The organism is Halomarina salina, from assembly GCF_023074835.1.
Taxonomy (GTDB): Archaea; Halobacteriota; Halobacteria; order Halobacteriales; family Haloarculaceae; genus Halomarina; species Halomarina salina.
Window position 1 is genome coordinate 2,556,386 of the sequence record NZ_JALLGW010000001.1, and the last position, 22,364, is coordinate 2,578,749.

Annotated in this window: 23 protein-coding genes; 8 read left to right on the plus strand and 15 right to left on the minus strand. The window is 69.0% G+C overall.

The window, feature by feature from the left end:
* Nucleotides 1-4: 4 nt before the first annotated feature.
* Complete coding sequence (locus MX571_RS13140) at nt 5-322, minus strand: chorismate mutase (RefSeq protein WP_368409022.1); 318 nt, start codon at nt 320-322, stop codon at nt 5-7.
* On the minus strand, nt 319-1,266 hold the full coding sequence (locus MX571_RS13145; protein WP_247417462.1) for a shikimate kinase: 948 nt from the start codon (nt 1,264-1,266) through the stop codon (nt 319-321). The genes MX571_RS13140 and MX571_RS13145 overlap by 4 nt, the downstream gene beginning before the upstream one ends.
* A gap of 226 nt (nt 1,267-1,492) precedes the next feature.
* Here MX571_RS13145 and MX571_RS13150 point away from each other — a divergent pair, with 226 nt between their 5' ends.
* Entirely contained in the window at nt 1,493-1,921 is a 429-nt protein-coding gene (locus MX571_RS13150; RefSeq protein WP_247417464.1) for a DUF5796 family protein, read from the plus strand.
* A gap of 64 nt (nt 1,922-1,985) precedes the next feature.
* A complete protein-coding gene (locus tag MX571_RS13155) occupies nt 1,986-2,864 on the plus strand; it encodes an ion transporter (protein WP_282594488.1) in 879 nt (292 codons plus the stop codon).
* Between the two features lie 101 nt (nt 2,865-2,965).
* Here MX571_RS13155 and MX571_RS22445 read toward each other — a convergent pair whose 3' ends face one another.
* Nucleotides 2,966-3,100 carry a DUF7128 family protein gene (locus MX571_RS22445; protein WP_282594489.1) on the minus strand — a complete coding sequence of 45 codons (135 nt, stop codon included), beginning with the start codon at nt 3,098-3,100 and terminating at the stop codon, nt 2,966-2,968.
* A gap of 77 nt (nt 3,101-3,177) precedes the next feature.
* Between MX571_RS22445 and MX571_RS13160 the strand changes: the two genes are divergently transcribed.
* Complete coding sequence (locus MX571_RS13160; RefSeq protein WP_247417466.1) at nt 3,178-5,391, plus strand: AAA family ATPase; 2,214 nt, start codon at nt 3,178-3,180, stop codon at nt 5,389-5,391.
* A 71-nt stretch (nt 5,392-5,462) separates the two neighbouring features.
* Nucleotides 5,463-5,948, plus strand: a complete 486-nt coding sequence (locus tag MX571_RS13165) for an Ig-like domain-containing protein (protein ID WP_247417468.1) — start codon at nt 5,463-5,465, stop codon at nt 5,946-5,948.
* Between the two features lie 135 nt (nt 5,949-6,083).
* Here MX571_RS13165 and MX571_RS13170 read toward each other — a convergent pair whose 3' ends face one another.
* Both MX571_RS13170 and MX571_RS13175 read right to left on the minus strand, forming a co-directional pair.
* The gene (locus MX571_RS13170; RefSeq protein WP_247417470.1) at nt 6,084-6,308 is read right to left on the minus strand and encodes a hypothetical protein; all 225 of its coding nucleotides are present in this window, start codon (nt 6,306-6,308) and stop codon (nt 6,084-6,086) included.
* Nucleotides 6,309-6,667: 359 nt separating this feature from the next.
* Complete coding sequence (locus tag MX571_RS13175) at nt 6,668-9,490, minus strand: DEAD/DEAH box helicase (RefSeq protein ID WP_247418493.1); 2,823 nt, start codon at nt 9,488-9,490, stop codon at nt 6,668-6,670.
* 168 nt (nt 9,491-9,658) lie between these two features.
* On the opposite strand from MX571_RS13175, the gene MX571_RS13180 reads away from it, so the two are divergent.
* Complete coding sequence (locus MX571_RS13180) at nt 9,659-9,934, plus strand: hypothetical protein (RefSeq protein WP_247417472.1); 276 nt, start codon at nt 9,659-9,661, stop codon at nt 9,932-9,934.
* On the opposite strand, the gene MX571_RS13185 is transcribed toward MX571_RS13180, so the two are convergent.
* The 3 genes from MX571_RS13185 to MX571_RS13195 form a co-directional block, all read right to left on the minus strand.
* The gene (locus tag MX571_RS13185) at nt 9,922-10,707 is read right to left on the minus strand and encodes a metallophosphoesterase (RefSeq protein ID WP_247417474.1); all 786 of its coding nucleotides are present in this window, start codon (nt 10,705-10,707) and stop codon (nt 9,922-9,924) included. The two genes, MX571_RS13180 and MX571_RS13185, sit on opposite strands and share 13 nt — an antisense overlap.
* Nucleotides 10,708-10,710: 3 nt before the next feature.
* Entirely contained in the window at nt 10,711-12,549 is a 1,839-nt protein-coding gene (locus MX571_RS13190; RefSeq protein ID WP_247417477.1) for an RPA family protein, read from the minus strand.
* An 88-nt stretch (nt 12,550-12,637) separates the two neighbouring features.
* On the minus strand, nt 12,638-13,912 hold the full coding sequence (locus MX571_RS13195) for a Single-stranded DNA binding protein (protein WP_247417479.1): 1,275 nt from the start codon (nt 13,910-13,912) through the stop codon (nt 12,638-12,640).
* A 302-nt stretch (nt 13,913-14,214) separates the two neighbouring features.
* Between MX571_RS13195 and MX571_RS13200 the strand changes: the two genes are divergently transcribed.
* On the plus strand, nt 14,215-14,883 hold the full coding sequence (locus MX571_RS13200) for a 2,5-diamino-6-(ribosylamino)-4(3H)-pyrimidinone 5'-phosphate reductase (RefSeq protein ID WP_247417480.1): 669 nt from the start codon (nt 14,215-14,217) through the stop codon (nt 14,881-14,883).
* A 73-nt stretch (nt 14,884-14,956) separates the two neighbouring features.
* Here MX571_RS13200 and MX571_RS13205 read toward each other — a convergent pair whose 3' ends face one another.
* From MX571_RS13205 to MX571_RS13215, 3 genes are all read right to left on the minus strand, one after another.
* Complete coding sequence (locus MX571_RS13205; protein WP_247417481.1) at nt 14,957-16,507, minus strand: PH domain-containing protein; 1,551 nt, start codon at nt 16,505-16,507, stop codon at nt 14,957-14,959.
* Nucleotides 16,504-16,962: a PH domain-containing protein gene (locus MX571_RS13210; protein WP_247418494.1), complete on the minus strand. Its 459-nt coding sequence runs from the start codon at nt 16,960-16,962 to the stop codon at nt 16,504-16,506. Before MX571_RS13210 ends, MX571_RS13205 begins: the two co-directional genes overlap by 4 nt.
* 231 nt (nt 16,963-17,193) lie before the next feature.
* Complete coding sequence (locus MX571_RS13215; protein WP_247417483.1) at nt 17,194-17,904, minus strand: YqjF family protein; 711 nt, start codon at nt 17,902-17,904, stop codon at nt 17,194-17,196.
* Between the two features lie 189 nt (nt 17,905-18,093).
* On the opposite strand from MX571_RS13215, the gene MX571_RS13220 reads away from it, so the two are divergent.
* Nucleotides 18,094-18,405, plus strand: coding sequence for a hypothetical protein (locus MX571_RS13220; RefSeq protein ID WP_247417487.1), 312 nt, complete (start codon nt 18,094-18,096; stop codon nt 18,403-18,405).
* A gap of 51 nt (nt 18,406-18,456) precedes the next feature.
* Here the strand turns inward: MX571_RS13220 and MX571_RS13225 are convergent, their stop codons facing one another.
* Nucleotides 18,457-19,431 carry an aldo/keto reductase gene (locus MX571_RS13225; protein ID WP_247417488.1) on the minus strand — a complete coding sequence of 325 codons (975 nt, stop codon included), beginning with the start codon at nt 19,429-19,431 and terminating at the stop codon, nt 18,457-18,459.
* A gap of 103 nt (nt 19,432-19,534) precedes the next feature.
* On the opposite strand from MX571_RS13225, the gene MX571_RS13230 reads away from it, so the two are divergent.
* Nucleotides 19,535-19,993: an SRPBCC family protein gene (locus tag MX571_RS13230; protein WP_247417490.1), complete on the plus strand. Its 459-nt coding sequence runs from the start codon at nt 19,535-19,537 to the stop codon at nt 19,991-19,993.
* Between the two features lie 90 nt (nt 19,994-20,083).
* Here the strand turns inward: MX571_RS13230 and MX571_RS13235 are convergent, their stop codons facing one another.
* The 3 genes from MX571_RS13235 to MX571_RS13245 all read right to left on the minus strand — a co-directional run bounded on the left by MX571_RS13235 (nt 20,084) and on the right by MX571_RS13245 (nt 22,319).
* Entirely contained in the window at nt 20,084-20,320 is a 237-nt protein-coding gene (locus tag MX571_RS13235; RefSeq protein WP_247417492.1) for an HVO_2901 family zinc finger protein, read from the minus strand.
* A 208-nt stretch (nt 20,321-20,528) separates the two neighbouring features.
* Nucleotides 20,529-21,188, minus strand: coding sequence for a helix-turn-helix domain-containing protein (locus MX571_RS13240; RefSeq protein ID WP_247417495.1), 660 nt, complete (start codon nt 21,186-21,188; stop codon nt 20,529-20,531).
* Nucleotides 21,189-21,284: 96 nt separating this feature from the next.
* Nucleotides 21,285-22,319 (minus strand): tyrosine--tRNA ligase, encoded by a 1,035-nt coding sequence (locus MX571_RS13245; protein ID WP_247417498.1) that lies wholly within the window; start codon nt 22,317-22,319, stop codon nt 21,285-21,287.
* Nucleotides 22,320-22,364 lie beyond the last annotated feature (45 nt).

The following is a 22,364-nucleotide window of genomic DNA, read 5'->3' on the forward strand; positions in this document are numbered from 1 at the left end:
CCGACTACCGCTCGTTCCGCTGCTCTATCTTGTTCAGTTCGATGAGCAGTCGGAAGATGGCCTTCACCATGTTCGCGTCGACGTCGAACCGCTCGGCGTTCTCACCGGCACGGGCCATCACGGCCTCTTCCTGACTCTCGTCGGTCGTCGCGAGGCCACGCTCGGTCTTCACCCGCGCGATGGAGTCCGCGACGTAGGTTCGCTGTGCGATGAGTTCGACGATCTCGCGGTCGATGCTCCGTATCTCCTCGCGAAGTTCGTCGAGGTCCATCTCGTCGGTCGATACGACTGTGCTGTCGGTGTCGGGTGTGTGCTCGGTCATCCCAGTCTCCCTCCGTCGGTGGTCGTCGTCGTCCGCCACGTCTCGCCGTCCAGTGCGTCCCACCGCTCCCGGACGGTCTCGACGCCCCGCTCCTCGCCGACGGCGACGAAACTCGGGCCGGTCCCCGACAGCGAGACCCCCGTCACCTCGGTCATCGCCGAGACGATGGGGTCGGTCGGGAAGTCGAGCGCCGCGCAGAACGCGAGGCCGTTGACCGTCATCGCCCGACCGTACTGCCCGTCGAGCGCCAGGTCCGCGACGAGGTCGGCCATCGGGGCGACGGCCCGACAGCGCTCCACGTCGGCGTCGGCGGAGAACGCCCGCTCCGGCGGCGTCCAGACGACCACTTCCCAGTCCGGGGTGGCGCGGTGGAGCACCGTGTCCTCGTCGTTGTCCGTCACGGTGAGGCCGCCGAGCATCGACGCGCTGGCGTCGTCGAACGCGCCGGTGACGGTGACGCCGACGTCGCGCGCGGCCGCAACGCCCAGCAGACACGCGTCCACGCGGGAGACGGAGTCGGGCGTCGCCTCGTCCTCGTCGTCGGTCCCCTCGGTGGGGACCGTCGGGTCCGGGCCGTCCTCGATGGCCACGCCGAGTGCGTCGAACGTCGCCAGAACCGTCGCGTTGGCGGCCGCGCTCGAACTCTTCAGCCCCGCGGCCATCGGTATCTCGCTCTCGGTCCCGACGCTCGCGCCGCCCGCGGGAATCGGTTCGCCCGCCACCTCGGCCGCCAGTTCGACGCACCGCTCTATCAGGCGCGTGTCGGCGTCGGGCGCGTCCGCTATCTCGCCCGTGACGCGTCGCTCGTCGTGGTCCGTCGGCGTCGCCTCGAACTCGACGGTGGCGGTCGTGTGCGCGTCGATGGCGAACGCCGACCCGGTGCCCGTGGCGAGTGCGTTCAACACGGTGCCCGCTGCAGGGGCGCTCGCTCGTCCGGTCCGCATCAGGCCAACCTTCTCGCGTGAGGACTTACGGGTGGTGGTCGCGGCGAGAGCCGCGAGCAAGGAGCGGTAGTGACCGAGGTCGCGGCGATAGCCGCGAACAGGGAGCGGTAGTGACCGAGGTCGCGGCGATAGCCGCGAACAGGGAGCGGCAGTGACCGAGGTCGCGGCGAGTGTGCCGGGACCGACGAACGCGGTGCTTTTCCCGTCTCGTGGGTAACTCGGAGCCATGAGCCTCCGGAACGACATCGCCCCGGACAGTCTCCCCGTCTCCCTGCAGGCCGAGGGCGTCGAGGTGGAGTACGCCGACGGCCGGTCGGTGTTCTACCACGGCGTCCCCGAGAAGTCCGCAGAACCGGTGACGACGCCGCCGGGCAAGGACGTCCACGTCCTGGTCACCGACCCGACCCAGACCGAGGGCGTCATCGTCTACGTCAACGACCGCAAGACCTCCGACGAGATACTGGAGGACTCCGGCGTCGGCCGGGTCATCCTCGACGCGGGCGAGGAGACGACGGTGTTCCCCGGCGTCGACGTCAGCGTCGACTCGTATCGCGTCACCGTCGACGGCGACCCGGAGGCGGCCCGCGGACGGGTCTTCGTCTTCGCCGAGGACGGACTCGGCGAGCAGTCCTGGGAACTCGTCGCCGAGGAGTGAGCGTCGTCGTCCAACGCTCGGTGCGATAGTCAGACCCCCCGGACGGTCGTCGGCTGTTTTCTCGATGCGCCGTGTCGGCCCCGAGGTGGACGCGTATCGCCGCCTCCGTCGCCGCACCTACGAACTGCTCACCCCGGACTACGGCCCGGTCAGCCGCTGGGTCGACCGGGTCGTCTCGGCGCTCATCGTGCTGAACGTCGTCGCCCTCGGCGCGTCGACGGTCGACTCGCTGGCACTCGCGTACGCGCCCGTCTTCTCCCTCGTGGACCGCGTCACCGTCGTCGCCTTCACCGTCGAGTACCTCGCGCGGGTCTGGTCGTGCGTGGAGGCACCGACGTACGACCGTCCCGTCGTCGACCGGGTACGGTTCGCGTCCCGGCCGTTTCTCCTCCTCGACCTGCTGGCAATCGCACCGTCGTACCTCGTCGTGGTCGTCGAGGACGCGACGCTGGTCCGGGCGGCCCGACTGCTCCGGATGGCGCGACTGCTGAAGATGGCGCGGTACGCTCGCTCCATCCGACTCCTCTGGGTGGTCGTGGGGCGCAAGCGTCGCGACCTGCTCGTCTCGCTGTCGGCCGCGTGGGTGACGCTCGTGCTCTCCTCGACGGTGATGTACGTCCTCGAACGCGGTGCCCAGCCCGAGACGTTCTCGTCGATTCCGGCGACGCTCTGGTGGGGCGTCGTCACGCTCACCACCGTCGGCTACGGCGACGTCTACCCCGTGACGACGCTCGGGCGGGTGTTCGGCGGGGCCGTCGCCGTCGTCGGCGTCGGACTGGTCGCCCTCCCGGCGGGCATCATCGGCGAGGGTCTCATCGAGGCGACGAACGAGCGAGGGCGGGAGGGGAGCGAGGATGGTCGAGCGGGGCGATGCGAAGCAGGGACCCCGCCGCAGCGCTGTTCGCGGTGTGGCGCGCTCGTCGACGTCGAGTGCGCCGACTGAGGAGTTCTCCGCTCCCCTCGTGGTCCGTCCCTCCGTATAGTGTGTCCCCGTCTCAGTCTGCCCCCCGTGCTCGGTCTTCCCCCGTCGTCCGAGTCAGTCGCTCACTGCAGGTAGGTCGGCTCCTTCGCGTCGCAGCGCTCCTCGTGGCGCTTCGCGTCGTCCTCGACGTCGAACATGAGCCCACAGCCCTCACAGCTGTACCACGTCATATCGTCCCGTTCCTCCGCTTTCACCATGGCACCGGGTCCAACGTGGTGGGTCAAATGCGTTACTCCGGCGGAGGGATAAAGTCAGCAGGCACGAAACGAGTGGTATGACACGTGGCGTGGACCTCGCGGTCCAAGGTGCGGAGAAGCGCGACGCGGGTCGCGGTATCGCACGACTCTCCAACGCGACGATGCAGACGCTCGGCGTGCTGAGCGGTGACACCATCGTCATCGAAGGCGAACGCGAGACTGTGGCGAAGGTGTGGCCCGGCGGCGAGGACGGCGCGGTGAAGGTCGACGCGGGCACCCGACAGAACGCGTCGGTGAAGATCGGCGACACCGTCACCGTCCGCGAGGAGGACGTCGACGACGCCGACAGCGTCATGGTGTCGCTGCCGAACACGCCGGAGGTCACGAACGCCGACCTCGCGGACTACGTGAAGCGACGCCTCCTCCAGCGACCCATCCAGATCGGCGACAGCGTCTCGCTCAGTGACACGGGCGTCGAGGCGCGCGTCGAGTCCACCAGCCCCGAGACGGTCGTCAGGGTCGTCGACGAGACGCGGGTCACCGTCCAGACCGGCAGCAGGAAACTCAAGAGTTCGCAGGGGTCCTCGGGCGGGCAGCGCCGTCGCGGCAGCGGTTCCTCGTCCGGTTCTCCCTCCTCCTCGTCCGACGTCGAGGAGCAACTCGGCGGGGCGACGTCCCGGCCGACGGCGGACGGACCGAAGACCGACGTCACCTACGAGGACATCGGCGGACTCGACGAGGAGCTGGAGCTCATCCGCGAGATGGTCGAACTCCCGCTCTCCGAACCCGACCTGTTCCGACGACTCGGCGTCGACCCGCCGCGAGGTGTCCTGCTCCACGGCCCGCCCGGCACCGGGAAGACGCTCATCGCGAAGGCCGTCGCCAACGAGGTGTCGGCGAACTTCTTCACCATCTCCGGTCCCGAAGTCGTCTCGAAGTACAAGGGCGACTCCGAGGAGAAGATCCGCGAGAAGTTCGCCGAGGCGCGCCAGAACTCGCCGGCCATCCTGTTCATCGACGAGATCGACTCCATCGCGGGGGAACGCGACGACGACGCCGACATGGAGAACCGCGTCGTCGCCCAGTTGCTGACCGAACTCGACGGGATGTCCGGCCGCGAGGAGGTCATCGTCATCGGCGCGACGAACCGCGTCGACTCCATCGACCCCGCCCTCCGTCGTGGTGGCCGGTTCGACCGCGAGATCGAGATCGGCGTCCCGAACGAGGAGGGCCGTCGCGAGATTCTGGACGTCCACACGCTCGGGATGCCGCTCGACGACGACGTGGACCTCGACCGCCTCGCGGAGCGCACCCACGGGTTCGTCGGCGCGGACATCCGTACGCTGTCGACCGAGGCCGCGATGTCCGCGCTGCGGCGCTACCGCCACGAACGCGACGAGGACCCCGACACCCCGTTGACGGTCACGCGGGCGGACTTCGAGGCTGCGATGGCCGCGGTCGACCCGAGCGCGATGCGCGAGTACGTCGTCGAGACGACCAACACCACCTTCGAGGACGTGGGCGGGCTCGACGAGGCGAAGGCCACCCTCCGCGAGTCGGTCATCTGGCCGCTCTCCTACGAGAACCTGTTCGAGGCGACGAACACCAACCCGCCGACGGGCATCCTCCTCTACGGACCGCCCGGCACCGGGAAGACGCTGCTCGCCCGCGCCATCGCGGGCGAGAGCGGCGTCAACTTCATCCACGTCGCCGGCCCCGAACTCATCGACAAGTACGTCGGCGAGAGCGAGAAGGCGGTCCGCGAGGTGTTCGACCGTGCCCGACAGACCGCGCCGACCATCGTCTTCTTCGACGAGGTGGACGCCATCGCGGCCGCCCGCGGCGGCGAGCAGGACGTGACCGAGCGCGTCGTCTCACAGCTCCTGACGGAACTCGACGGACTCGCGTCGAACCCGAATCTGGTGGTGCTCGCGGCGACGAACCGTTACGAGGCCATCGACCCCGCACTCCTCCGTCCCGGCCGGTTCGAGTCACACGTCGAGGTCCCCCTGCCGGACGAGGCTGCCCGCCGACTCATCCTCTCGGTCCACACCGAGGGGAAGCCGCTCGGCGAGGACATCGACCTGGACGAACTCGCCGCCGAGACCGAGGGCTACTCCGGCGCGGACCTCGAAGCGCTCGTCCGGCAGGCGTCGCTGTTCGCCATCCGCGCGCTGGCAACGGACGTCGGTCCGGAGGAAGCGAACGAACGCGCCGACGAGATTCGCATCTCGCGTGAACACTTCGAGGACGCACGCTCGAAGGTCGAACCGCCAGGGAGCGGTCGGTAGTCGACCTTCCCCACCGTTCTGACTGTCATATCCACTGAAAGCTTATGCCGGCCGTTCGACTCGGTCGTCACATGGCCCCCACGAGACGACGCTACCTCCTCGCACTCTCCGGGACGCTCGTCGCGACTGCTGGCTGTCTCGGAGACGGTGAGCGGTCGACGGCGAACGAGACCGCCACGCAAGTATCGGAGCGTCCGACGGTGGAGCGGACGACGTTCGACGACTGGGTCGCCGAGGCAGAGCGGTCGGTCGACCGCGACAAGGCGGTCAGACTGAGCAACCGGGACGAGACCGACCACACCGTCTCGGTCCGCGTCGTCCGCGAGTCGGACGGGGCGGTCGTCCACGAGGAGACGTACGACCTCTCGGCGGGCACCGGCCGACGCGAGGTGTTCAACACGGACTCCCTCGACGGACCCGGAAACGTCGGCTACGAGGTCACGGCGACGATGGGGAACCAGTCCGCGAGCGTCTGGTTCGAGACCGACGAGTGTCACGGCGGCGGCACCGTGGAGGTCAGCGACGGGGAACTGGTCGCCTACTCGGCTATCTGTTGAGGTATCTCTCACTGACGTTTTAATCAACTGAAAGCTTATACCGAACAAGCCAGTCGTTCGACATGCGTTCCCGCCGACGCTTTCCCCCTCCACGGTTGCGCCCCCTGTGTCCCCTCGTTACGTCCGCTCTCGCCCTTACTCGTTCTCTTCCGGTTCGACGTCGGCGACCCTGCCGATGGTGACCAGGAGGAGGAGCGTCACCCACGCGACGAAGACGAGACCGCCGAGGTCACCGAGGTTCACCTGGCTGCCGACCGTCGTCAACAGCGAGTTCTGTGCGACCACCGCCGACCCGAGGAGCGAGACGATGCAGACGACGCCGACGACGATTCTGCTGCGTCCGCCACGACTGAAGTCCATGCACCGACGACCGAGGCCACACTGATAACATTTCGTGTCAGTATCGATTTCGAGAATATTGCCGAAGCGATTCGGTCACCGGGCGTCGTCTGGTCGAGTGGCCCCTTTCTCCTGCTCGTCGACGAGCGTCTCGGCGAGGAGGACCGAGAGCCCCCACCGACGACGAGAGAGACGGAGAAGCCATCGTACCCACCGAGCACGTAGCCAGCGACGGTCACGACGACGACGGCGACTGCGACGGCAGCACGTCTCCCGGCTGGACTGACCAGAGGCACAGCTGTCGCCCCGGCGTCGATAAACTGGAGGGTAGCGAGGTGTCCCCTCGCTGGCCAGTCCGAGCGGGAGTCGCCCCGGTGACGTCAGTCCCAGAACGACTTCGTCCGGGCGTAGCGGCGCTCCTGCTGGAGGATGTCGCGGTAGAAGTCGTCCTCGTCCTCCCGCAGTTTGGCGATGATGCGCGCGGCGTTGTGCGGGCCGACCCCGCGTGCCGCGAGGGCGACGACGGCCTGCTTGCCGTGGCTCTGGACGAGGTTCGCGGACTGGTAGGCGCGCTCGGTCTGCTTGCGCTGCTCGTCGTCCTTCTCGGCGCGCTTGACGGCGTCGACCACCTCGTCGGCCCACGGGTTGAGCGCCGCGACGCGCGTCGACCCGCAGAGCGGGCACTCCGGCTGGTCGGCGACGCGCCGGACCTCCTGACGGCGCTCCCACTCCTGGCAGTGCAGACAGAACAGCAGCACGTTGTCCTCCTGGATGCGCTCGCGGACCGTCTCGATGACGCTCGCGTCGGCGTTCTCCGGACTCAAGAGCTCCTGTCCCGACGAGCGCCCGCCCATCCCGACAGGAGTTCGCTCGGTCACCGTCTCGACGGTGAGTGCGCCCGACTGGACGCGGCGGAGGACGTCCGCCGCGCCGTCGACGTCGAGGTCCTCGTGGAGAATCTCGCGGACCGCCTCGTCGTACATCGGCGTGTCGCGGAGCGCTTCGAGCAGGCGCGAGCGGCCGAACTGTCGGGAGCCTTTCCCCTGCCAGCGCTTCAGCGACCCGAACTTCGCGGCGACCTGCGCGAGTTTGAACTTCAGCGCGTCGGCGTTCTTCAGGGAGAGTTCGATGAGGCTCGCGACGTGGTCGGGGTCCGTCTGCCGGAGGAGCGCGAGGACGTCGCTCGCGCTCGTCCCGCCCGGCACCTCCAGTTCGATGCGGTACGGGTCGATCTCCATCCCGACGGAGGAGCCGGTCTGCTGCCCGAGCAGTGCCGACAGCAGGCGACCGAGCGTCTCGTTGACCTTGTGGCCGAAGCAGGCGTTGAGCACTATCTCGCGGCCGTACGACTCGACCATCAGGCGGTCGCTCGACGGCATCGCCTGCGTGTGGCGCTCTAGCTGTTCGAGCGCCTCGCTCGCCGTGTGGTCGTCGGTGGGGTAGCCCTCGGCGACCCACCGGGAGACGGTCGGTCTGTCCTCGCCCCGGTCGAACCGCGAGCGAGCGTCGTATCGCAGGTCGCCGACGTCCTGTGCGACGTCGTAGGGTACCGGAATCTCCTGGCCGACCCACGACGGCACCTCGCCGCCGGGGTCCTCGACGGGCGTCACCTTCACCGCCTCCTCCTCCTCGTCCACCTCGGTGATGCGCCACATCTCGCCGCGCTGGATGAACACCTCCCCCGGCTGGGCGAAGTTGACGACGAACCGTTCGTCGAGCGTCCCGACCTGCCGCCCCGAGGCCATGTCCTCGACGGCGTACGTCGCCTCGTCGGGAATCATCGAGAGGTTGGCGTAGAAGTACTGCCACGTCCCGCCCGACTTCTGCAGTTCGTCTGCCTCCTCGTCTATCCAGAGGATGCGGTTCGAGGAGAGCTCCCGGACCACGTCGCGGAACTGCTCGCGGGTCACGTCGCGGAACGGATACGCCCGCGTCACGAGTTCGTAGGCCCGCATCGCGCCGATGTCTCCGAAGTCCATGACGAGGCCGACGACCTGGTTGGCGACGGTGTCGAGGCTCCCGTGGTGGATGTTCGCGGGTTCGACCTGCCCCCGCTCCGCACGCCGGCAGATGGCCAGCGACTCGAACGTGTCGTCGGGCATCGTGGCGATGATCGTCCCCTGCGAGACCACGTCCCGGCGGTGGCCCGCGCGCCCGACGCGCTGGAGCAGGCGGGACACCTCGCGGGGCGACTGGTACTGGACGACGTGGTCGATGCGGCCCACGTCGATGCCGAGTTCCATCGACGACGTACAGAGGAGCGCGTCGAGCGCCCCGGACTTGAACCGGTCCTCGACGTCGATGCGGGCCTCCTTCGACAGCGACCCGTGGTGGATGCCGATGTTCGTCTCCAGCTTCTTGAACCGCGACCCGAGCGCCTCGGCGGTCTGTCGGGTGTTGACGAACACGAGCGTCGAGTCGTTCTCCTCGACGATGTCCCGTATCGCCCGAACGTGACTCGCCACGTCCGGTTTCGTCATCAGCTTCCCCGCCAGTCGCTCGTCCTCGACGGTCACCTCGGGCGTCAGCACCCGCAGGTCGAGGTTGCTCCCCGCGTCCACCTCGATGATAGAGCAGCCACGGTCGCCCGTGAGGAACCTCCCGACCTCCTCGGGGTCACCGACGGTAGCTGAGAGGCCGATGCACTGGAACTCCTCCGCGAGTTCTCGCAGTCGCTCCAGTCCGATGGCCATCTGCGCGCCCCGCTTCGAGGCCGCGAGTTCGTGCACCTCGTCGACGACGACGTGGCTCACGTCCGACAGCGCCCGTCGCAGCTTCTTCCCGGTCAGCATCGCCTGTAACGTCTCGGGCGTCGTCACCAGCACGTCCGGCGGGTCGTCGGCCTGTTTCCCCCGCTGGTACTGCGTCGTGTCGCCGTGACGGACGTCGACGTCCAGCCCGAGTTCCTCCGCCCACCAGTCCAGTCGCTGGCGCATGTCGCGGTTCAGCGCCCGGAGCGGCGTGATGTAGAGCGCCGAGATGCCGAAGGGGGTGCCCTCGTCCTCTCGCTCGCGGACGATGGCGTCGAACACCGGGAGCATCGCCGTCTCCGTCTTCCCGGTGCCCGTCGGCGCGATGACGAGGCCGTGGCCGCCGTCGGCCAGCGCGGGAATCGCACGGCGCTGTGGCTCGGTGGGCGTCTCGAACCCGCGTTTCGACAGCGCCGACCGGACGCGGTCGCCGAGGTGGGCGAACGCGTCCATCCCTGCCCGGTGTTCGCTCACTGTTCTAGCGATGGGGACGAATCGAAAAAAGGCCGTCGCCTGCCGGTTCGGTGGCGTTCTCGGCGGTTCTGTGGTCGCCACGTCGTGTCGGGAGGACCGGGCCGTCGCGTCGGAACCGACTTAGTGGCTGGCGTGGAGAGGTGGGCAATGAACGCCGCCGACACCTACTGGCTGGGGTGGGTCGGGTTCGGCCTGGGGTTCCTCTGCCGGGGCGTCGCCAGGGTCCGGGCCGACGGTCTCGGCGTGCTCGCCGCCGGATTCGCACTCACGGGCGCTGCGGCCGTCGTCCTCGCCGTCACTGCCGCACGACGGCCAGAGCGTCACGGCGCGCCGACCGAACCCGGATGGCGGTCGTACGGGATGGCACTCACCGGACTGGCGCTGTTCGCCGTCGGGCTCTTCGAACTCCTCTACACGTTCTGATACGGGCCGAGGCGCGTCCCGTTCAGCAGGTACGCCTGCGCATCGGGCATTCCTGCGGGGAGGTACGGCGCGAGGAACCCCTGGCCCGCGTTCGTCCACGTCCCGCCGAGCAGGTCGTTGAACGCCGGACAGACGACGAGTTCGCCCGTGACGTCGTACTGGTCGCGTGATTCCTCCTCCTCCCGGTCTGCCTCTCCGTAGTGCTCGACGAACGGGTCAGGGGCCAGCGGGCCGCGCAACCAGATGCGCTCGGCTCGCGCGCCGCCGACCTCGTCTTCGAGTCGTATCTTCGGGTGTTCGTGGCCCATGCAGACGACGCTCGCCGCGGCTACCTCCGGTGCGGGCCAGGTGTGCCCGTGGACGAAGCCGACGTCACCGAGGCGGATGCCGTTCGTCGGCGTCACCTCGACCGGGTGGTCGCGTTCGCTCTCGGCGGCCCACGCCTCGGCGTCGCCGTCGTGGTTCCCCTTGACGACGGTGACGGGGACGCGCTCGCTGACCGTCCCGAGGAGCGTCGTCAACTCCTGGCGCTCCTCGCGCGAGGGGTTCCCGATGGCGTTCCCGAGGTCCCCGAGGAAGACGACGCGGTCCGCGTCGGTCGCGTCGAGCAGTTCCAGCAGGTGCTGGCGGCGGTCGCTGGCCTGCGAGCGAATCTCGACGCCGTCGTAGCGCAGCGCGACTTCGAGGCCCGCGTGGTAGTCGGCGACCACCAGCGCACGTTCCCCCCCGCAGTCGGCGACGCCGACCGGTTCGTCCGGGACCGGTTCGAACACCGTTCAGATGGGTTTGAGCCGGCCGTCCTCGGGTTCGTAGCACTGGCCGCTCATCAGCGCGTCCTGGATGGCGTCGTCGACCGTCGACTCGTCCGCGCCGGTTCGGTCACCGACGCGGGCGACGAGTTCCTCGCGCGGCGCACCGTCACCGTCGTCGAGCGCCTTCATCTCCTCGACGAGGACCGTGTCGAGGTCGGCGTCGGCCTCTGCGTCTGCATCCGATTCGTCCGCTGGCTCCGTGTCTCCGGCGTCGGTTTCGGGTTCGGGTTCGGTCTTCGGTTCTGCCTCGGACGCAGGTTCTGTCTCGGACGCAGGTTCCGGCTCCGACCCACTCGCCGTCGCGTCCACGTCCGTCGCTTCGTCGTCGCTGGCCGGTTCGAACGAGGGCTCGTCCGGTTCGGAGGCCGGGGTGGCCTCCGAACCTGTCTCGGCGACCGCTGATTCGTCACTCTCGCTGGCGGGTTCGTCGAGGTCGTCCGCGTCCGGCGTCTCGATGTCGGCCTCGCCGGCCGGGTCCACCTCGTTGCCCGTCGAGAAGTCGGTGCCGAACTCCGACTCGACCTCCTCGCGGGTCTCCTCGTCCATCTCGTAGGCTCCCGCGTCGGCGTCACCGGACTCCGGTTCGGGCTCCTCGAACGACGGTTCCTCGGTCGACTCCTCGTCTGCTTCCGGAGCCTCGACCGGTTCGGTCCCGTCGTCCTCGTACTCTGTGTCGGGGTCGACGGTCTCTGCGGCGTCCGCGACCGTCTCCTCCGCCTCGGTCGGTTCTGCCTCCGTCGGTTCCGTCCCCGTCGGTGTAGTTCCCGAGGGTTCTGCTTCCGTCGGCTCTGCCCCGGATGGTGCTGCCTCGGCCGACGGCGACTCGGCGGCTGCCGACTCGTCGGACGCGCTCGGAGCGGACGACTCCTCCTCGGCGACCGGTTCGCCCGCTGGCTCCTCGCCCGCGTCGACGCCTTCCTCGACCGGTTCCGAGGACGGCTCCTCCACCGGGTCGCCCGTCGCGTCCGGTTCGTCGGTCGCCGCCGCTGGTTCCGGCGTCCCGGATTCGGGGGCTGAACCGTCTGCAGACCCCTCTGGGCTCGCACTGTCGGCCACGCCGGCCGCCGCCACCGACACGTCGACGTCGGCGGGGATGGCGGGCGTGAAGGACTCGTCGCCGCCCTCGCCGGGCGAGATATCGAGTTCGCGCACCTCGTCGGTCTCCCCGGCGACGCGTCGGACGGCGTCGAGCGCCACCTCCTGTAGCGCCGCGAGGTACGCCGTCGTCGTCCCGTACTGCTCGATGGCGATGGGGATGCCGGCGGCGAGGCTGGCGTCGACGCCCGCCTCGCGGAGCGCGGTGGCCAGCGTGTCGCCGGTCAGCCCCGTCTCGAGTGCGGCGGCGAACACGCCGATGCGTTCGAGCGTGCGTTTCGCGGCCGTCACGGTCCAGCGGTCGCGCGTCGGCGCGTCCACCTCGCTGACGGTCTCGGGCCTGACGCTCGTGTAGACGAGGTCCGAATCCTCGGGCTGGAACGTTCGGGCCTTACCAGTCACGGCGACGAACGACGGCGTCTCGGCGTCGTCGAGGAAGCTCATCGCCTCGGGCTGGTACTGCCCGGCGTAGACGACGAACGCGCCCGTCGGGTCGACGACGCGCGCTCGCAGGATGCTGTCGCCGGCCTGGGCGACCTCGGTGAGGACGCCCGCGGCGAACAGGCGGTTGACGCGCGCGCCCGTCGGCGTGACGACGTAGTTCGGCGCACGCTCCTCGTCCGACTCGGAGTACGAGTAGCTCGCCTCCTCGAACTCGGCGGCGAACAGGCGGTAGGCGACCTCGCGGTTGCCGGGCGTCGAACTCACGCGAACCACCCCTGGTGGTGAGTGTGAGTAGAGCAGTCGCAGCCCGCGCAGCGCACGAGAGTGCGCGAGCAGGACCGTCTGGGCGTACTCATCCGTCCACCTCCGCGAGCAGCGCGTCGGCACGGTCCTCGGCGGCCTCCTGGACGCGGTCGAACTCCTCGGCGTCGAGGTTCGCGCCGTAGTCGTCGACCGAGAGCGACCCGCGGACGCGGTACTCCTGCCCGACGATTCGGTCGGCGACCGTCTCCGCCACGACCTCCTTGTCCATCGCGTCGCGGGCGTGGTCCAGCGCGTCCTCCAGCGTCCCGTCGTAGACGCGCTCGGTCAGTTCGCGGTCGAGCACCACGGTGACGGTGCCCGTTCCGTCGTCGAGGATGGCCTTCGTCCGCAGGTCGTCGACGCCCTCGACCTCGCCGTGGGAGCGACACTGCCCGTTCTGGATGACTCGGTTGCACTCCGGGCAGCGCTGGACGAGCCCCGAGCCGTCGCGCACGTCGAGCAGGCTGCCGACGAGTTCCACGTCGAACGCGCCGCCCCCGCGGACGGCCTCGCCCACGTCGAGGCGGCGGGCCGTCGCGCGCTCCTCCACCTCGCGGTCGAGTTCGCCGACGACGGTGAACTCCGAGAGGTTGACCGACGGGACGCCCCGGAACTCCCGGACGTAGACGTCCTCGACGCGGAGCGACGCGCCCTCGACGATCTCCTCGCGGGGGTTCCAGTCGGTGAACGGCAGTCGCGCGGACTCGTCGGCGAACACGCCGGAGAGGATGTCGGTCTCGCCGTCGCGGCCGTCGATGGTCCGCTCTTCGACCTCCACGACGGTCACTTCGAGGGTCCGGCCGCGGTCGCCCGGCGAGAGGTCGGCCAGCGAGCGGTCGCCGCCGACCTCGTAGGGCACGTCGAGTTCCTCGTCGAGCGTCTCGACGTCGGTCGAGTCGCCGAGGTTCAGTTCTGGGTTCCCCTCCCACTCGCGGACGCCCGCGTTGCCGGCGCGGATGGTGTCGCCAACCGCGAGGCCGAAGTCGTTCCACGCGGTGTAGGAGATGCGCCCCGTGTCGTCGGCCAGCTCGCCCTCGAAGATGGTGAAGTCGTCGCCCTGGTACCGGATGGTGCGCTTCCCGACGGTCAACACCCGGCCCGTGACGGTGACGCTCGCGTCGTCCGTCGACACCGCGCCGATCTCCTTGGTCGAGGGAGCGCTCCCGCCGCCACCGCCTCCGCCGCCGTACTTCCGGCGCAGGCTCTGAACCGCCTCGTCCATCGGGACGTCGTACTCCACGAGCTTCCGCAGGTCGTCGCTGACCTCCTGTTTGTCCACACCGAGGTCGGAGGCGAGCTCCTCGGCAGTCTGGTCGATATCCATCGTCTGAGAGTTCGGTCGACCTCCTAAAAAAGCATTCGCGCCTAGGATCTCGCTTCGAGTATTCGTTCCGTCTCGGGGTCAGATGTGCTCCGAACTGTGACTCGACTGTTACCCCGAAAGCCCCCGGACGCTCGGGTCGGTGCGGCGGGCGCGCTCCTCGTCACTCACTTCGTTCGTTCCTGCGGTGCTCACCCGTCCGCGCCGTCGTCCTCGCGCCGGCCCCTTTCAGTCCCACCCGTAGTTCGAGAGGTGGCCGTTCCGAGACACGAAACCGGTTAGTCGTCGCTCTCTGACGTACTGGTGTGTACGTCCACGTCAACGCCGCTGTGAGCGCGGACGGGAAGCTCTCGACGCGGCGACGCGAGCAGGTACGCATCTCGGGCGACGAGGACTTCGCCCGCGTCGACCGGCTCCGGGCCGAGAGCGACGCGGTGCTGGTCGGGGTCGGGACCGTGCTGGCAGACGACCCGTCGCTGGTCCGGTTCGACCGCGAGCACCGGGAGACGGTCGAGAAGTCGGGGGTCCCGACGCGCGTGGTGGCGGACTCGCGGGCGCGGACGCCGCCCGACGCGGCCATCCTCGCGGGCGACGCCCCGACGACGGTGCTGGCGAGCGAGGTCGCACCGAGCGAGCGGGTGGAGACGCTCCGAGAGGTAGGTGCGAGTGTCGTCGTCGCCGGCGAGGACCGCGTGGACCTCACGCGTGCGTTCGACGAACTGGAGTCCTCGGGCGTCGAGGACCTCATGGTCGAAGGGGGCGGCGAACTCGTCTTCTCGCTGTTCGAGGCGGGACTGGTCGACGACCTCACGCTGTACGTCGGCAGCCTCGTCCTCGGCGGACGCGACGCTCCGACCATCGCCGACGGCGAGGGGTTCGTCGACCGAGAGACGTTCCCGAGGCTCTCGCTGGACGGCGTGGAGCGACTGGACGACGGCGTGGTGCTCGGCTGGTCCGTCGAGGAACAGGCGTAGCGAGACGAGTGACCACCCACCGAGCGCGGTGGTCGGGGCGACGACGCCGGTAGCGGGCGGCGTCGGTGTCGGTTCAGGCGGGGTCCGTCGTGTGGCCGCCCGACGACCGCTCCGGGTCGGTCTCGCCGGGCGGGTCCTCCCGGAGCGACTCGGTCCGCTCGCGGTGGAACTGCTCGCGGCGTTCGGCGACCGCCGCGTGGAGTCGCTCCTCGACCTCGACCCGCAGGCGTTCGGCGTCGTCGGCGTCGACGTCGACGGCCTTCGCGTCGTCACCGCCTCGGCCGCCCGACCCGGCGGTGTCGATGACCAGCGTCGCCAGGTCGCGGCGGCGCTGGAACACCGTCTCGGCGGTGGTGACGGTCTGGATGCGGTGGTACGGCACGACCACCTCGCGCTGGACCAGGTAGCCGTTGCGCACGAGGACGTAGTCGTCCTGAACGGCGTAGCCTCGCACGCTCCACGTCGCGTGTGCAGCCACGGGGACGACCGGCAGCAGGACGAGCGTCCCCCACCACGCGCCGTCGAGCGGCGTCCACCGGACGATACCGTAGGCGAGCGCCACCACGGCCAGCGCGACGACGAGGTACCGGACGGCGTAGCGCGTCCGCGCTCGCTTCGGCGGGCGGACGTACGACGGGTCCTCGAACGACTCGATGGACCGCGCCAGCGACAGTACGCGGCCGCGTTCGGCGAACGGGACGGCCGACTGCGACCCGCCCTCGCCGGGCGCGTACCCCGCCGTCACGACGGCGAGCGACCCGTAGCCGATGGCCCGCGCCAGGACGTTCGCCGTGACCGAGAGCGACTGGACCTTATCGAGCGGGATGGTGCCGCTGTAGCGCTGGAGGAGACCGCGCTCGTAGCGCAGTTCGTCGTGCGCCCGCGAGAGTCGGAACCCGTAGTAGTTCGATACGGCGACGGCCCCGCCGACCAGCGCCGCGACGACGTAGAGCGCGAACACGCCGCCGACGCCGAGCGTGATGGGCGACAGCTGGACCAGAAGCGGGCGAGCGGGGTCGACGACGTCGCCCAGTGACGGCGCGAACACCGGGACCGCGAACGAGAGGAAGGAGAGGACACGGAGGTCGACGGAGACGAACCCGAGCAGCAGCAGTTCCTTCGGTGAGATGGCGTACAGCGCCTCTTCGGCGTCGCGGTCGTCGTTCGTCCGCGTCTCGTCGGTCGACTCTCCGCGCTTGCGTCGACCGATGTCGTCCTGAAGGCGGCGCGCTTCGGACCGCGAGACGTACCGGAGCGACGCCTCGGTGCCGCTCCCGCCGGCGGTCTCCAGTCGCACCTCGGCGATGCCCAGCGCTCGCTGGACCGGGTTGGCCGCGATGTCCACGTTCTGGACCCGACGGAGCGGTATCTCGCGCGTCCGTCGCGAGACGACGCCCGACCGGATGTCGAACGTGTCCTCCGTGAGGTCGTAGCTGAACCGCCGGAGGTAGAGGACGTGATACCCCACCGAGACGCCGACGACGGCGACCACCGCACCGGCGAGGACGAGCATCGGGGGAGCCACCGAGGAGTCGGTGGTGAACGCGACGATGACGACGACCCAGACGAGCCGCGACAGCGAGTCGACCGCCCGGTACGGTATCGACCGCGGGGAGAGCCTCATACGGCGTCTTCACCCTCGGCGGCGATGGCGAGACGCTTCAGTCGCTCCTGTAGCTCCTCGGCGTCCTCGGGCGTCAGGCCCGGAATCGTCACGTCCGCGCCGCGGGACCCGGCGGTGTAGACCACGACGCTGGCGAGACCGACGCTCCGTTCGAGTGGACCGCGGTTCGAGTCGACGTGCTGGATACGGACGTAGGGGACGACGGTCCGCACCCTCGTCAGCACGCCGCGGCCGAGGAACAGCGAGTCCGACCGGACCTGAAAGCGCCAGATGCGGTAGCGTGCCAGCGCGAACCCGACTGCGAGGAGGCCCACGACGACGAACGCGACGACGCCGGGCCAGAGGAGGCGGTCGACGGCGTAGCCGATGGCTCCGACGATGGCACCGACGACGACCGCCGAGATGATGGCCTGTACACCCCAGACGTAGCGCACTCGCGGGTCGAGCGACCGCATCGGCCCGGTCAGCGGCTCGCGGTCGTCCGGCGTAGCCGACCGGTCGACCGCGTGGTCGGCGTCGCCGTCTGCGGTCTTCATCGTCGTACAGACGACGCGTAGCGGTAAAAAGCTGGGTGGGACACGGAGCCGTGAATCGAGTGACTGCAGGCCAGTGAGCCAGCGAAGACCGGCCCACCAGCGACCGTCACGGTGACCGACTCCGTCCCGAGCGACTCCGCCCCGACCGACTCAGACCCGCCGCAGTCGGTCGGCGCGCACCTCGACGCCGGGGGCGTAGTGACAGAGCGGGTCGCCCTCGGGCGTCTCGAACCGGTTCGCCCGGAAGCAGCCGTTCCGGCGGACGGTGAGGGCGGCCGGTGCGAGCGTCCACGGGTCGTGACGGACCTCGCCGATCCAGAGGCGGTCGCTCGACCCCTCGTACCCCTCCCGCACCGCGTCGACTCCGGCGGTGTAGAAGCGATAGCGCTCGGTCAGGAACTCGGCGCGTTCCCGGTCGGCGAGCGGTTCGTCGAGGGGGGCATAGTCGGCGTCGAACGCGAGGGGCGGTGCGTCTCGCTCCACGCGCCGCGACCGGAAGCGGAAGCCCTCCTCGCGGTCCGTGATGCGCATCGACGCGGTGTAGTACGGTAGTTTGACGAGTCGGCGCGCGGCGGCGACCCCGAGGCGGTCCCCGGCGTCGAGGTTGAAGAAGTAGATGCCGGGCGTTCCGTCGTGCGTGACGTACGTCCGGAGGTTGAGTTCGGGGAAGGTGAAGCCGAGCGACGGCGGCATCCCGCGGAGACGGACGTCCTCCATCAGGAAGCCCACGACGCCGAGCCACGCCCGTCCGTCGTGGGTATCGACGTCCAGATCGTCCGGGAGGCGCGGGTCCACGACGGACGGTTCCACCGGCCAGTGGGCGAACAGCGCGTCCCGCCACGTCATCTCGACCAGCGACATACCGGACCTACGCGGGCCACGGATTTCGACGTTGTCGTTCCCGACCGCTCCTCGGTAGACGTGGCGAGAACGCCCGCCGACACACGAGAGAGCTGCTCGAAGGACTGTCACCGGCACTGACGGACGGTACGGTTATTCGAAGCGGTTCCCAGTGTGTCAGTACGGGACACCCGTCCCGGCGATACCACCATGACCGACCGAGACAGCGACGCGTGGCGCGAGGCGGAGACGACGAGGACCGCGAGGCTCTGGGCGCGCGGGCTCCAGACGATGTTCGCTGGCGGCCCGGAACTGGCCCGACTCAACGGCGAGACGATGCGACTGACGCTGGCTCCCTACACGTCGTCGGGCCAGCGCGACCGGGGCGTGGCCGAAATCGCCCCACGTAGGGCAGCCACCCCCGAGACCACTCGGACACCCACGCAGACGCCACCAGCGACCGACGACCCGTTCGACGAGTTCCTCGCGGGGTTCGAACCGGAACTCCCGCTGACCCACTGAGAAGGGTGCGTCGAGACGTAACGAAGTGCGCGTGCAGTGCTGTGACCGACGTTACTCGTGGCCGGCGACCCGGACCGGCTCGTACGGTTCTTCGAGGAACGCGACGTCGGAGTCCGAGAGGTCGATGTCGAGCGCCTCGACGGCCTCTTCGAGGTGCTCGACACTCGTCGTCCCGACGATGGGGGCGTCGACCCACTCCTTCGAGAACAGCCACGCGAGACTGATCTGGGCCATCGTCGCCCCCTCGTCTTCGGCTAGTTCCTGGACCCGTTCGTTGACCGCCTTCCCACCGCCCTCGAAGTACGGGTGCGACTGGGCGTGGCTGTCGGACTTCCCGCGGGTCGTCGCGTCGAACTCCTCGTGCGGGCGGGCGAGGTAGCCACGGGCTAGCGGACTCCAGGGGACGACGCCGACGTTCTCCTGTTCGCAGAACGGGAGCATCTCGCGTTCCTCCTCGCGGTACAGCAGGTTGTAGTGGTTCTGCATCGTGGCGAACCGTTCGAGGTTCTCCACCTCGCTCGTGTGGAGGGCCGCTGCGAACTGGTAGGTGTGCATCGAACTCCCGCCGACGTAGCGGGCCTTCCCCCGACGGACCGCGTCGTCGAGCGCCCGCATGGTCTGCTCGATTGGCGTGTCGTAATCCCAGCGGTGGGTCTGGTAGAGGTCGACCGTCTCCATCCCGAGCCTGTCCAGCGAGGCGTCGAGCTGGTTCTCGATGGCCTTGCGCGAGAGGCCGCCGGAGTTGGGGTCCTCCTCGTCCAGCGGGAAGTACCCCTTCGTCGCGACGACCTGCTCCTCGCGGCGGCCCTCCAGGGCCTTCCCCAGGATGCGCTCTGACTCGCCACGCGAGTACATGTTGGCCGTGTCGAAGAAGTTGATACCGAGGTCGATGGCCCGGTCGACGAGTTCCACCCCTTCCTCTTCGCCGAGCACCCAGTCGCGCCAGTCGCTGGTGCCGAAGCTCATACAGCCCAGACAGATGCGCGAGACGGTCATCCCCGTGTCTCCGAGCGTGGTGTACTCCATGCCGGTGACTCACGGGGCACCGGTATAACTCTCGGGACGGGGCGATTCGGTGACGCTGTCGGGCGACGACGGTGTGAAGGGACCGGGCGGCGTAGCGACTCCCATGTCGCTCTCGCTCTCCCGCACGTCCGACGGGATGCGCGTCGAGGTCGCCCGCGATATCGACGCCCCCGCCGACGCGCTCTGGACGCTCCTCCGGGACACGACTCGCTGGCCGGAGTGGGGGCCGAGCGTCCGCGCCGTCGACTGCGACGTGCGGTACGTCGAGCAGGGAACGACTGGCCGCGTCCAGCTCGACGCGCCGGGAACACCCTGGGCACGGTTTCGAATCACCTCGTGTACGGACTACCGCTGGACGTGGTCGGTGAGTCCGCCGCTGACCGACGCGGTCCGGAACGTGCTCGACCTCGGGCCGACGCTCCCGGCGACGGGCCACCGCGTCGAACCGCTCGGCGAGGGGTGCTGTCGGGTCGTCTTCGAGATTCCGCCGCTCGGCGCGGGCTACGCAGTCGTCTGTCGACGGGCGCTGGCGACGCTGGACGACCTCGCACGAGAGGCGTGAGTGCAGTGAGAACAGGGCGCACGGTCCGGGGGCGGTCTGCAGGAGAGGGGGGAAACGCGGGGCGGTTCGGTCGTCGAGTGCGGTGTCGGCCTACCGGGAGACGGTAATCGCGTCGCGTACCCGTCGAAGGTCCTCGCCGATGCCGGAGCCGTCACAGTCCTCGCTCGGGCACTCGTAGTGCCAGCCGTCTCGTGTCGCTCGTCGCTCTGCGAACCGCTCGCCGCACTTCCCACAGAACAGCTGCGAGTCCGAGCAGGTGTCGCGGTGGAGTTCGAGTTCAAGTTCAGACGTGAACGTCCGCTTGCAGTTCCTGCAGGTGTGCGTCATACGCTTCCCTCATGGCTACAAAACTATAATATTACCGTAGGAGGCCGTGTGAGCACCCCACACAGGGAATCGAGCGATGGAGGGCGTTCCGTCGGATTGTCTGCATTAATCGTGTCGGCTCACGACAGGGATGACACCGGGACAGTCGCGTCGACTCCCGAGGGTGAGCATCTATCGAAACGGCGGCGGGCGGAAGAACAGCGAGTCGTCACCGACCGGACAGCGGACCGACGAGCAGCGCCTCCTCGACGAGGACTTCGGTGCCCCGACGCAGGCGTTCGGAGAGCGCCTGGTGGGAGATGTCGAGTTGCTCCGCGAGTTCGTCGAGGTCCGTCTCGCGTGGGACGGAGTAGTAGCCCTGCTCGCAGGCGTTGGTGAGCGCCACGTACTGTTCCTGCGTGAGCCCGAACCGACCCGACGGTTCCCCGTCCATCTCCCTAACGTGGAGGACCTCGAACGTCAGTCCGTGGCTCTCGCAGAACTCGTTGGTCTTCGACAGGGCGTCGCGGTTCGGGTAGAGGATGCGCATCTCCCACTCCGTCCCGTCGGAGTAGGCGTTCATCACCGTCGCCTCCAGCGTCGTCACCATCTCCATCACCAGTCGGACGTGGTCGACCCACACCATGCGGTAGAGCATCTCGGTGCCGAAGTCGGCCAGGAGCGAGTACTCCTTCACGTCCGGGTCCTCGTCCAGACTCGACTCCAGTTCCTCCCGACCGACGTCACGCGCCCAGATGAGGGGCATCACCGCCTCGTTCCCGCTCTCGACGATTCGCTCGCACTCGAAGTTCGCCTCCGGGTGGTCCCCCAGCGTCTGTCGGAGGGCGAACTCGTCGGCTGGAATCGCTGCTCGCGTCACCGTTGCCATGTCAATGTCGAATCACGGGAGGGGTGAGTAGTAAAGGTATCCATCCTCTCGAACCCGCAGGAGGACGGACGGGCCGTGTCCCGGTTCCTGCCGGGGTCAGTCGTACTGCTCGGGGTACGCCGCCGCCAGCAGTTCGGGGTCGGCGAGCAGTCGCTCGCGGACGGGGGCGACGGCGTCGGCGATGTAGTCGGCCGTCGCGTTCTTCAGGTCCTGCGGGTGGAGTTCCTCGCTGACGAAGTCCGCCTCCAGCGACTCGTAGTCCTCGTAGACGAGGTCCCCGCCGAACTTCTCGGGCCGTTCGACCTCGAACGGGTCGCCGTCCTCGTCCAGCAGCGGGAAGACGAGGTAGCGGACGTACTCCAGGACGCCGTTCTCCTCGACCTCGCCCATCGGGCAGTACGCCTGTCCGAGTTTCTCGCGAACCGTCTCGCGGTCGTCGGTGAGGTTCACCTTCGAGGCGGCGTCGCTGGCCGACATCTTCCCGCCGGTCAGCCCCGACAGGAGCGGCGCGAACACGCAGACTGGCTTGTCGTAGCCGTAGTCGGGCAGTAGCTCGCGGGCGAGCATGTAGATTCCCCGCTGGTCGATACCGCCGTAGGCGATGTCGGCGTCGAGCGCCGCCACGTCGAGGCTCTGCATCAGCGTGTAGACGAGTCCGCCGAGTTTCGGATTGTCGGACTGCCTGACGACCTCGCTCCCGGCGCGGGTGGCGCGGGAGACGGTCGTGTCCGCGAGCATCCGGTAGAGGTCGAGCGTGTACGGCTGGTCGAGTTCGAACTCGCGGCCCTGGACGAACTCGATGTCGCCGGGGTCCGCGCCCGCGACGTCGACCATCGCCTCGATGGCCTGCTGGTAGTACTCGGTCCGCGCGTCGAGCAGGTCGAACGGGCTCTTCTCGTCGTCGAGGTGCGCGTGCAGGTCGGCGACGAGGACGGTCACGTCGACGCCCGCCCGGAGGAAGTCAGCGAGTTTCCGGATGGTCGTGAAGTGGCCGATGTGCATCTCGCCGGTCGGCGCGTAGCCGATGTAGGCCTCGGGCGACTCGCCGTCCAGCACCTCGGCTAGCTCCTCGTCCGTGACGACCTCCTCCGTGTAGCGGGTCATCAGTTCCCGCCGCTCGGCCGTGTCCATGTCTTCGCTTTCCGTCTCCCGCGCTTAAGCGATTCGGGATGGGGT

Bases quoted from the DNA above. Each gene is read 5' to 3' on its own strand.
- MX571_RS13140 (WP_368409022.1), bottom strand. From the start codon at position 322: ATGACCGAGCACACACCCGACACCGACAGCACAGTCGTATCGACCGAC.
- MX571_RS13145 (WP_247417462.1), bottom strand. From the start codon at position 1,266: ATGCGGACCGGACGAGCGAGCGCCCCTGCAGCGGGCACCGTGTTGAAC.
- MX571_RS13150 (WP_247417464.1), top strand. From the start codon at position 1,493: ATGAGCCTCCGGAACGACATCGCCCCGGACAGTCTCCCCGTCTCCCTG.
- MX571_RS13155 (WP_282594488.1), top strand. From the start codon at position 1,986: ATGCGCCGTGTCGGCCCCGAGGTGGACGCGTATCGCCGCCTCCGTCGC.
- MX571_RS22445 (WP_282594489.1), bottom strand. From the start codon at position 3,100: ATGGTGAAAGCGGAGGAACGGGACGATATGACGTGGTACAGCTGTGAG.
- MX571_RS13160 (WP_247417466.1), top strand. From the start codon at position 3,178: ATGACACGTGGCGTGGACCTCGCGGTCCAAGGTGCGGAGAAGCGCGAC.
- MX571_RS13165 (WP_247417468.1), top strand. From the start codon at position 5,463: ATGGCCCCCACGAGACGACGCTACCTCCTCGCACTCTCCGGGACGCTC.
- MX571_RS13170 (WP_247417470.1), bottom strand. From the start codon at position 6,308: ATGGACTTCAGTCGTGGCGGACGCAGCAGAATCGTCGTCGGCGTCGTC.
- MX571_RS13175 (WP_247418493.1), bottom strand. From the start codon at position 9,490: ATGGACGCGTTCGCCCACCTCGGCGACCGCGTCCGGTCGGCGCTGTCG.
- MX571_RS13180 (WP_247417472.1), top strand. From the start codon at position 9,659: ATGAACGCCGCCGACACCTACTGGCTGGGGTGGGTCGGGTTCGGCCTG.
- MX571_RS13195 (WP_247417479.1), bottom strand. From the start codon at position 13,912: ATGGATATCGACCAGACTGCCGAGGAGCTCGCCTCCGACCTCGGTGTG.
- MX571_RS13205 (WP_247417481.1), bottom strand. From the start codon at position 16,507: ATGAGGCTCTCCCCGCGGTCGATACCGTACCGGGCGGTCGACTCGCTG.
- MX571_RS13210 (WP_247418494.1), bottom strand. From the start codon at position 16,962: ATGCGGTCGCTCGACCCGCGAGTGCGCTACGTCTGGGGTGTACAGGCC.
- MX571_RS13215 (WP_247417483.1), bottom strand. From the start codon at position 17,904: ATGTCGCTGGTCGAGATGACGTGGCGGGACGCGCTGTTCGCCCACTGG.
- MX571_RS13220 (WP_247417487.1), top strand. From the start codon at position 18,094: ATGACCGACCGAGACAGCGACGCGTGGCGCGAGGCGGAGACGACGAGG.
- MX571_RS13225 (WP_247417488.1), bottom strand. From the start codon at position 19,431: ATGGAGTACACCACGCTCGGAGACACGGGGATGACCGTCTCGCGCATC.
- MX571_RS13230 (WP_247417490.1), top strand. From the start codon at position 19,535: ATGTCGCTCTCGCTCTCCCGCACGTCCGACGGGATGCGCGTCGAGGTC.
- MX571_RS13235 (WP_247417492.1), bottom strand. From the start codon at position 20,320: ATGACGCACACCTGCAGGAACTGCAAGCGGACGTTCACGTCTGAACTT.
- MX571_RS13240 (WP_247417495.1), bottom strand. From the start codon at position 21,188: ATGGCAACGGTGACGCGAGCAGCGATTCCAGCCGACGAGTTCGCCCTC.
- MX571_RS13245 (WP_247417498.1), bottom strand. From the start codon at position 22,319: ATGGACACGGCCGAGCGGCGGGAACTGATGACCCGCTACACGGAGGAG.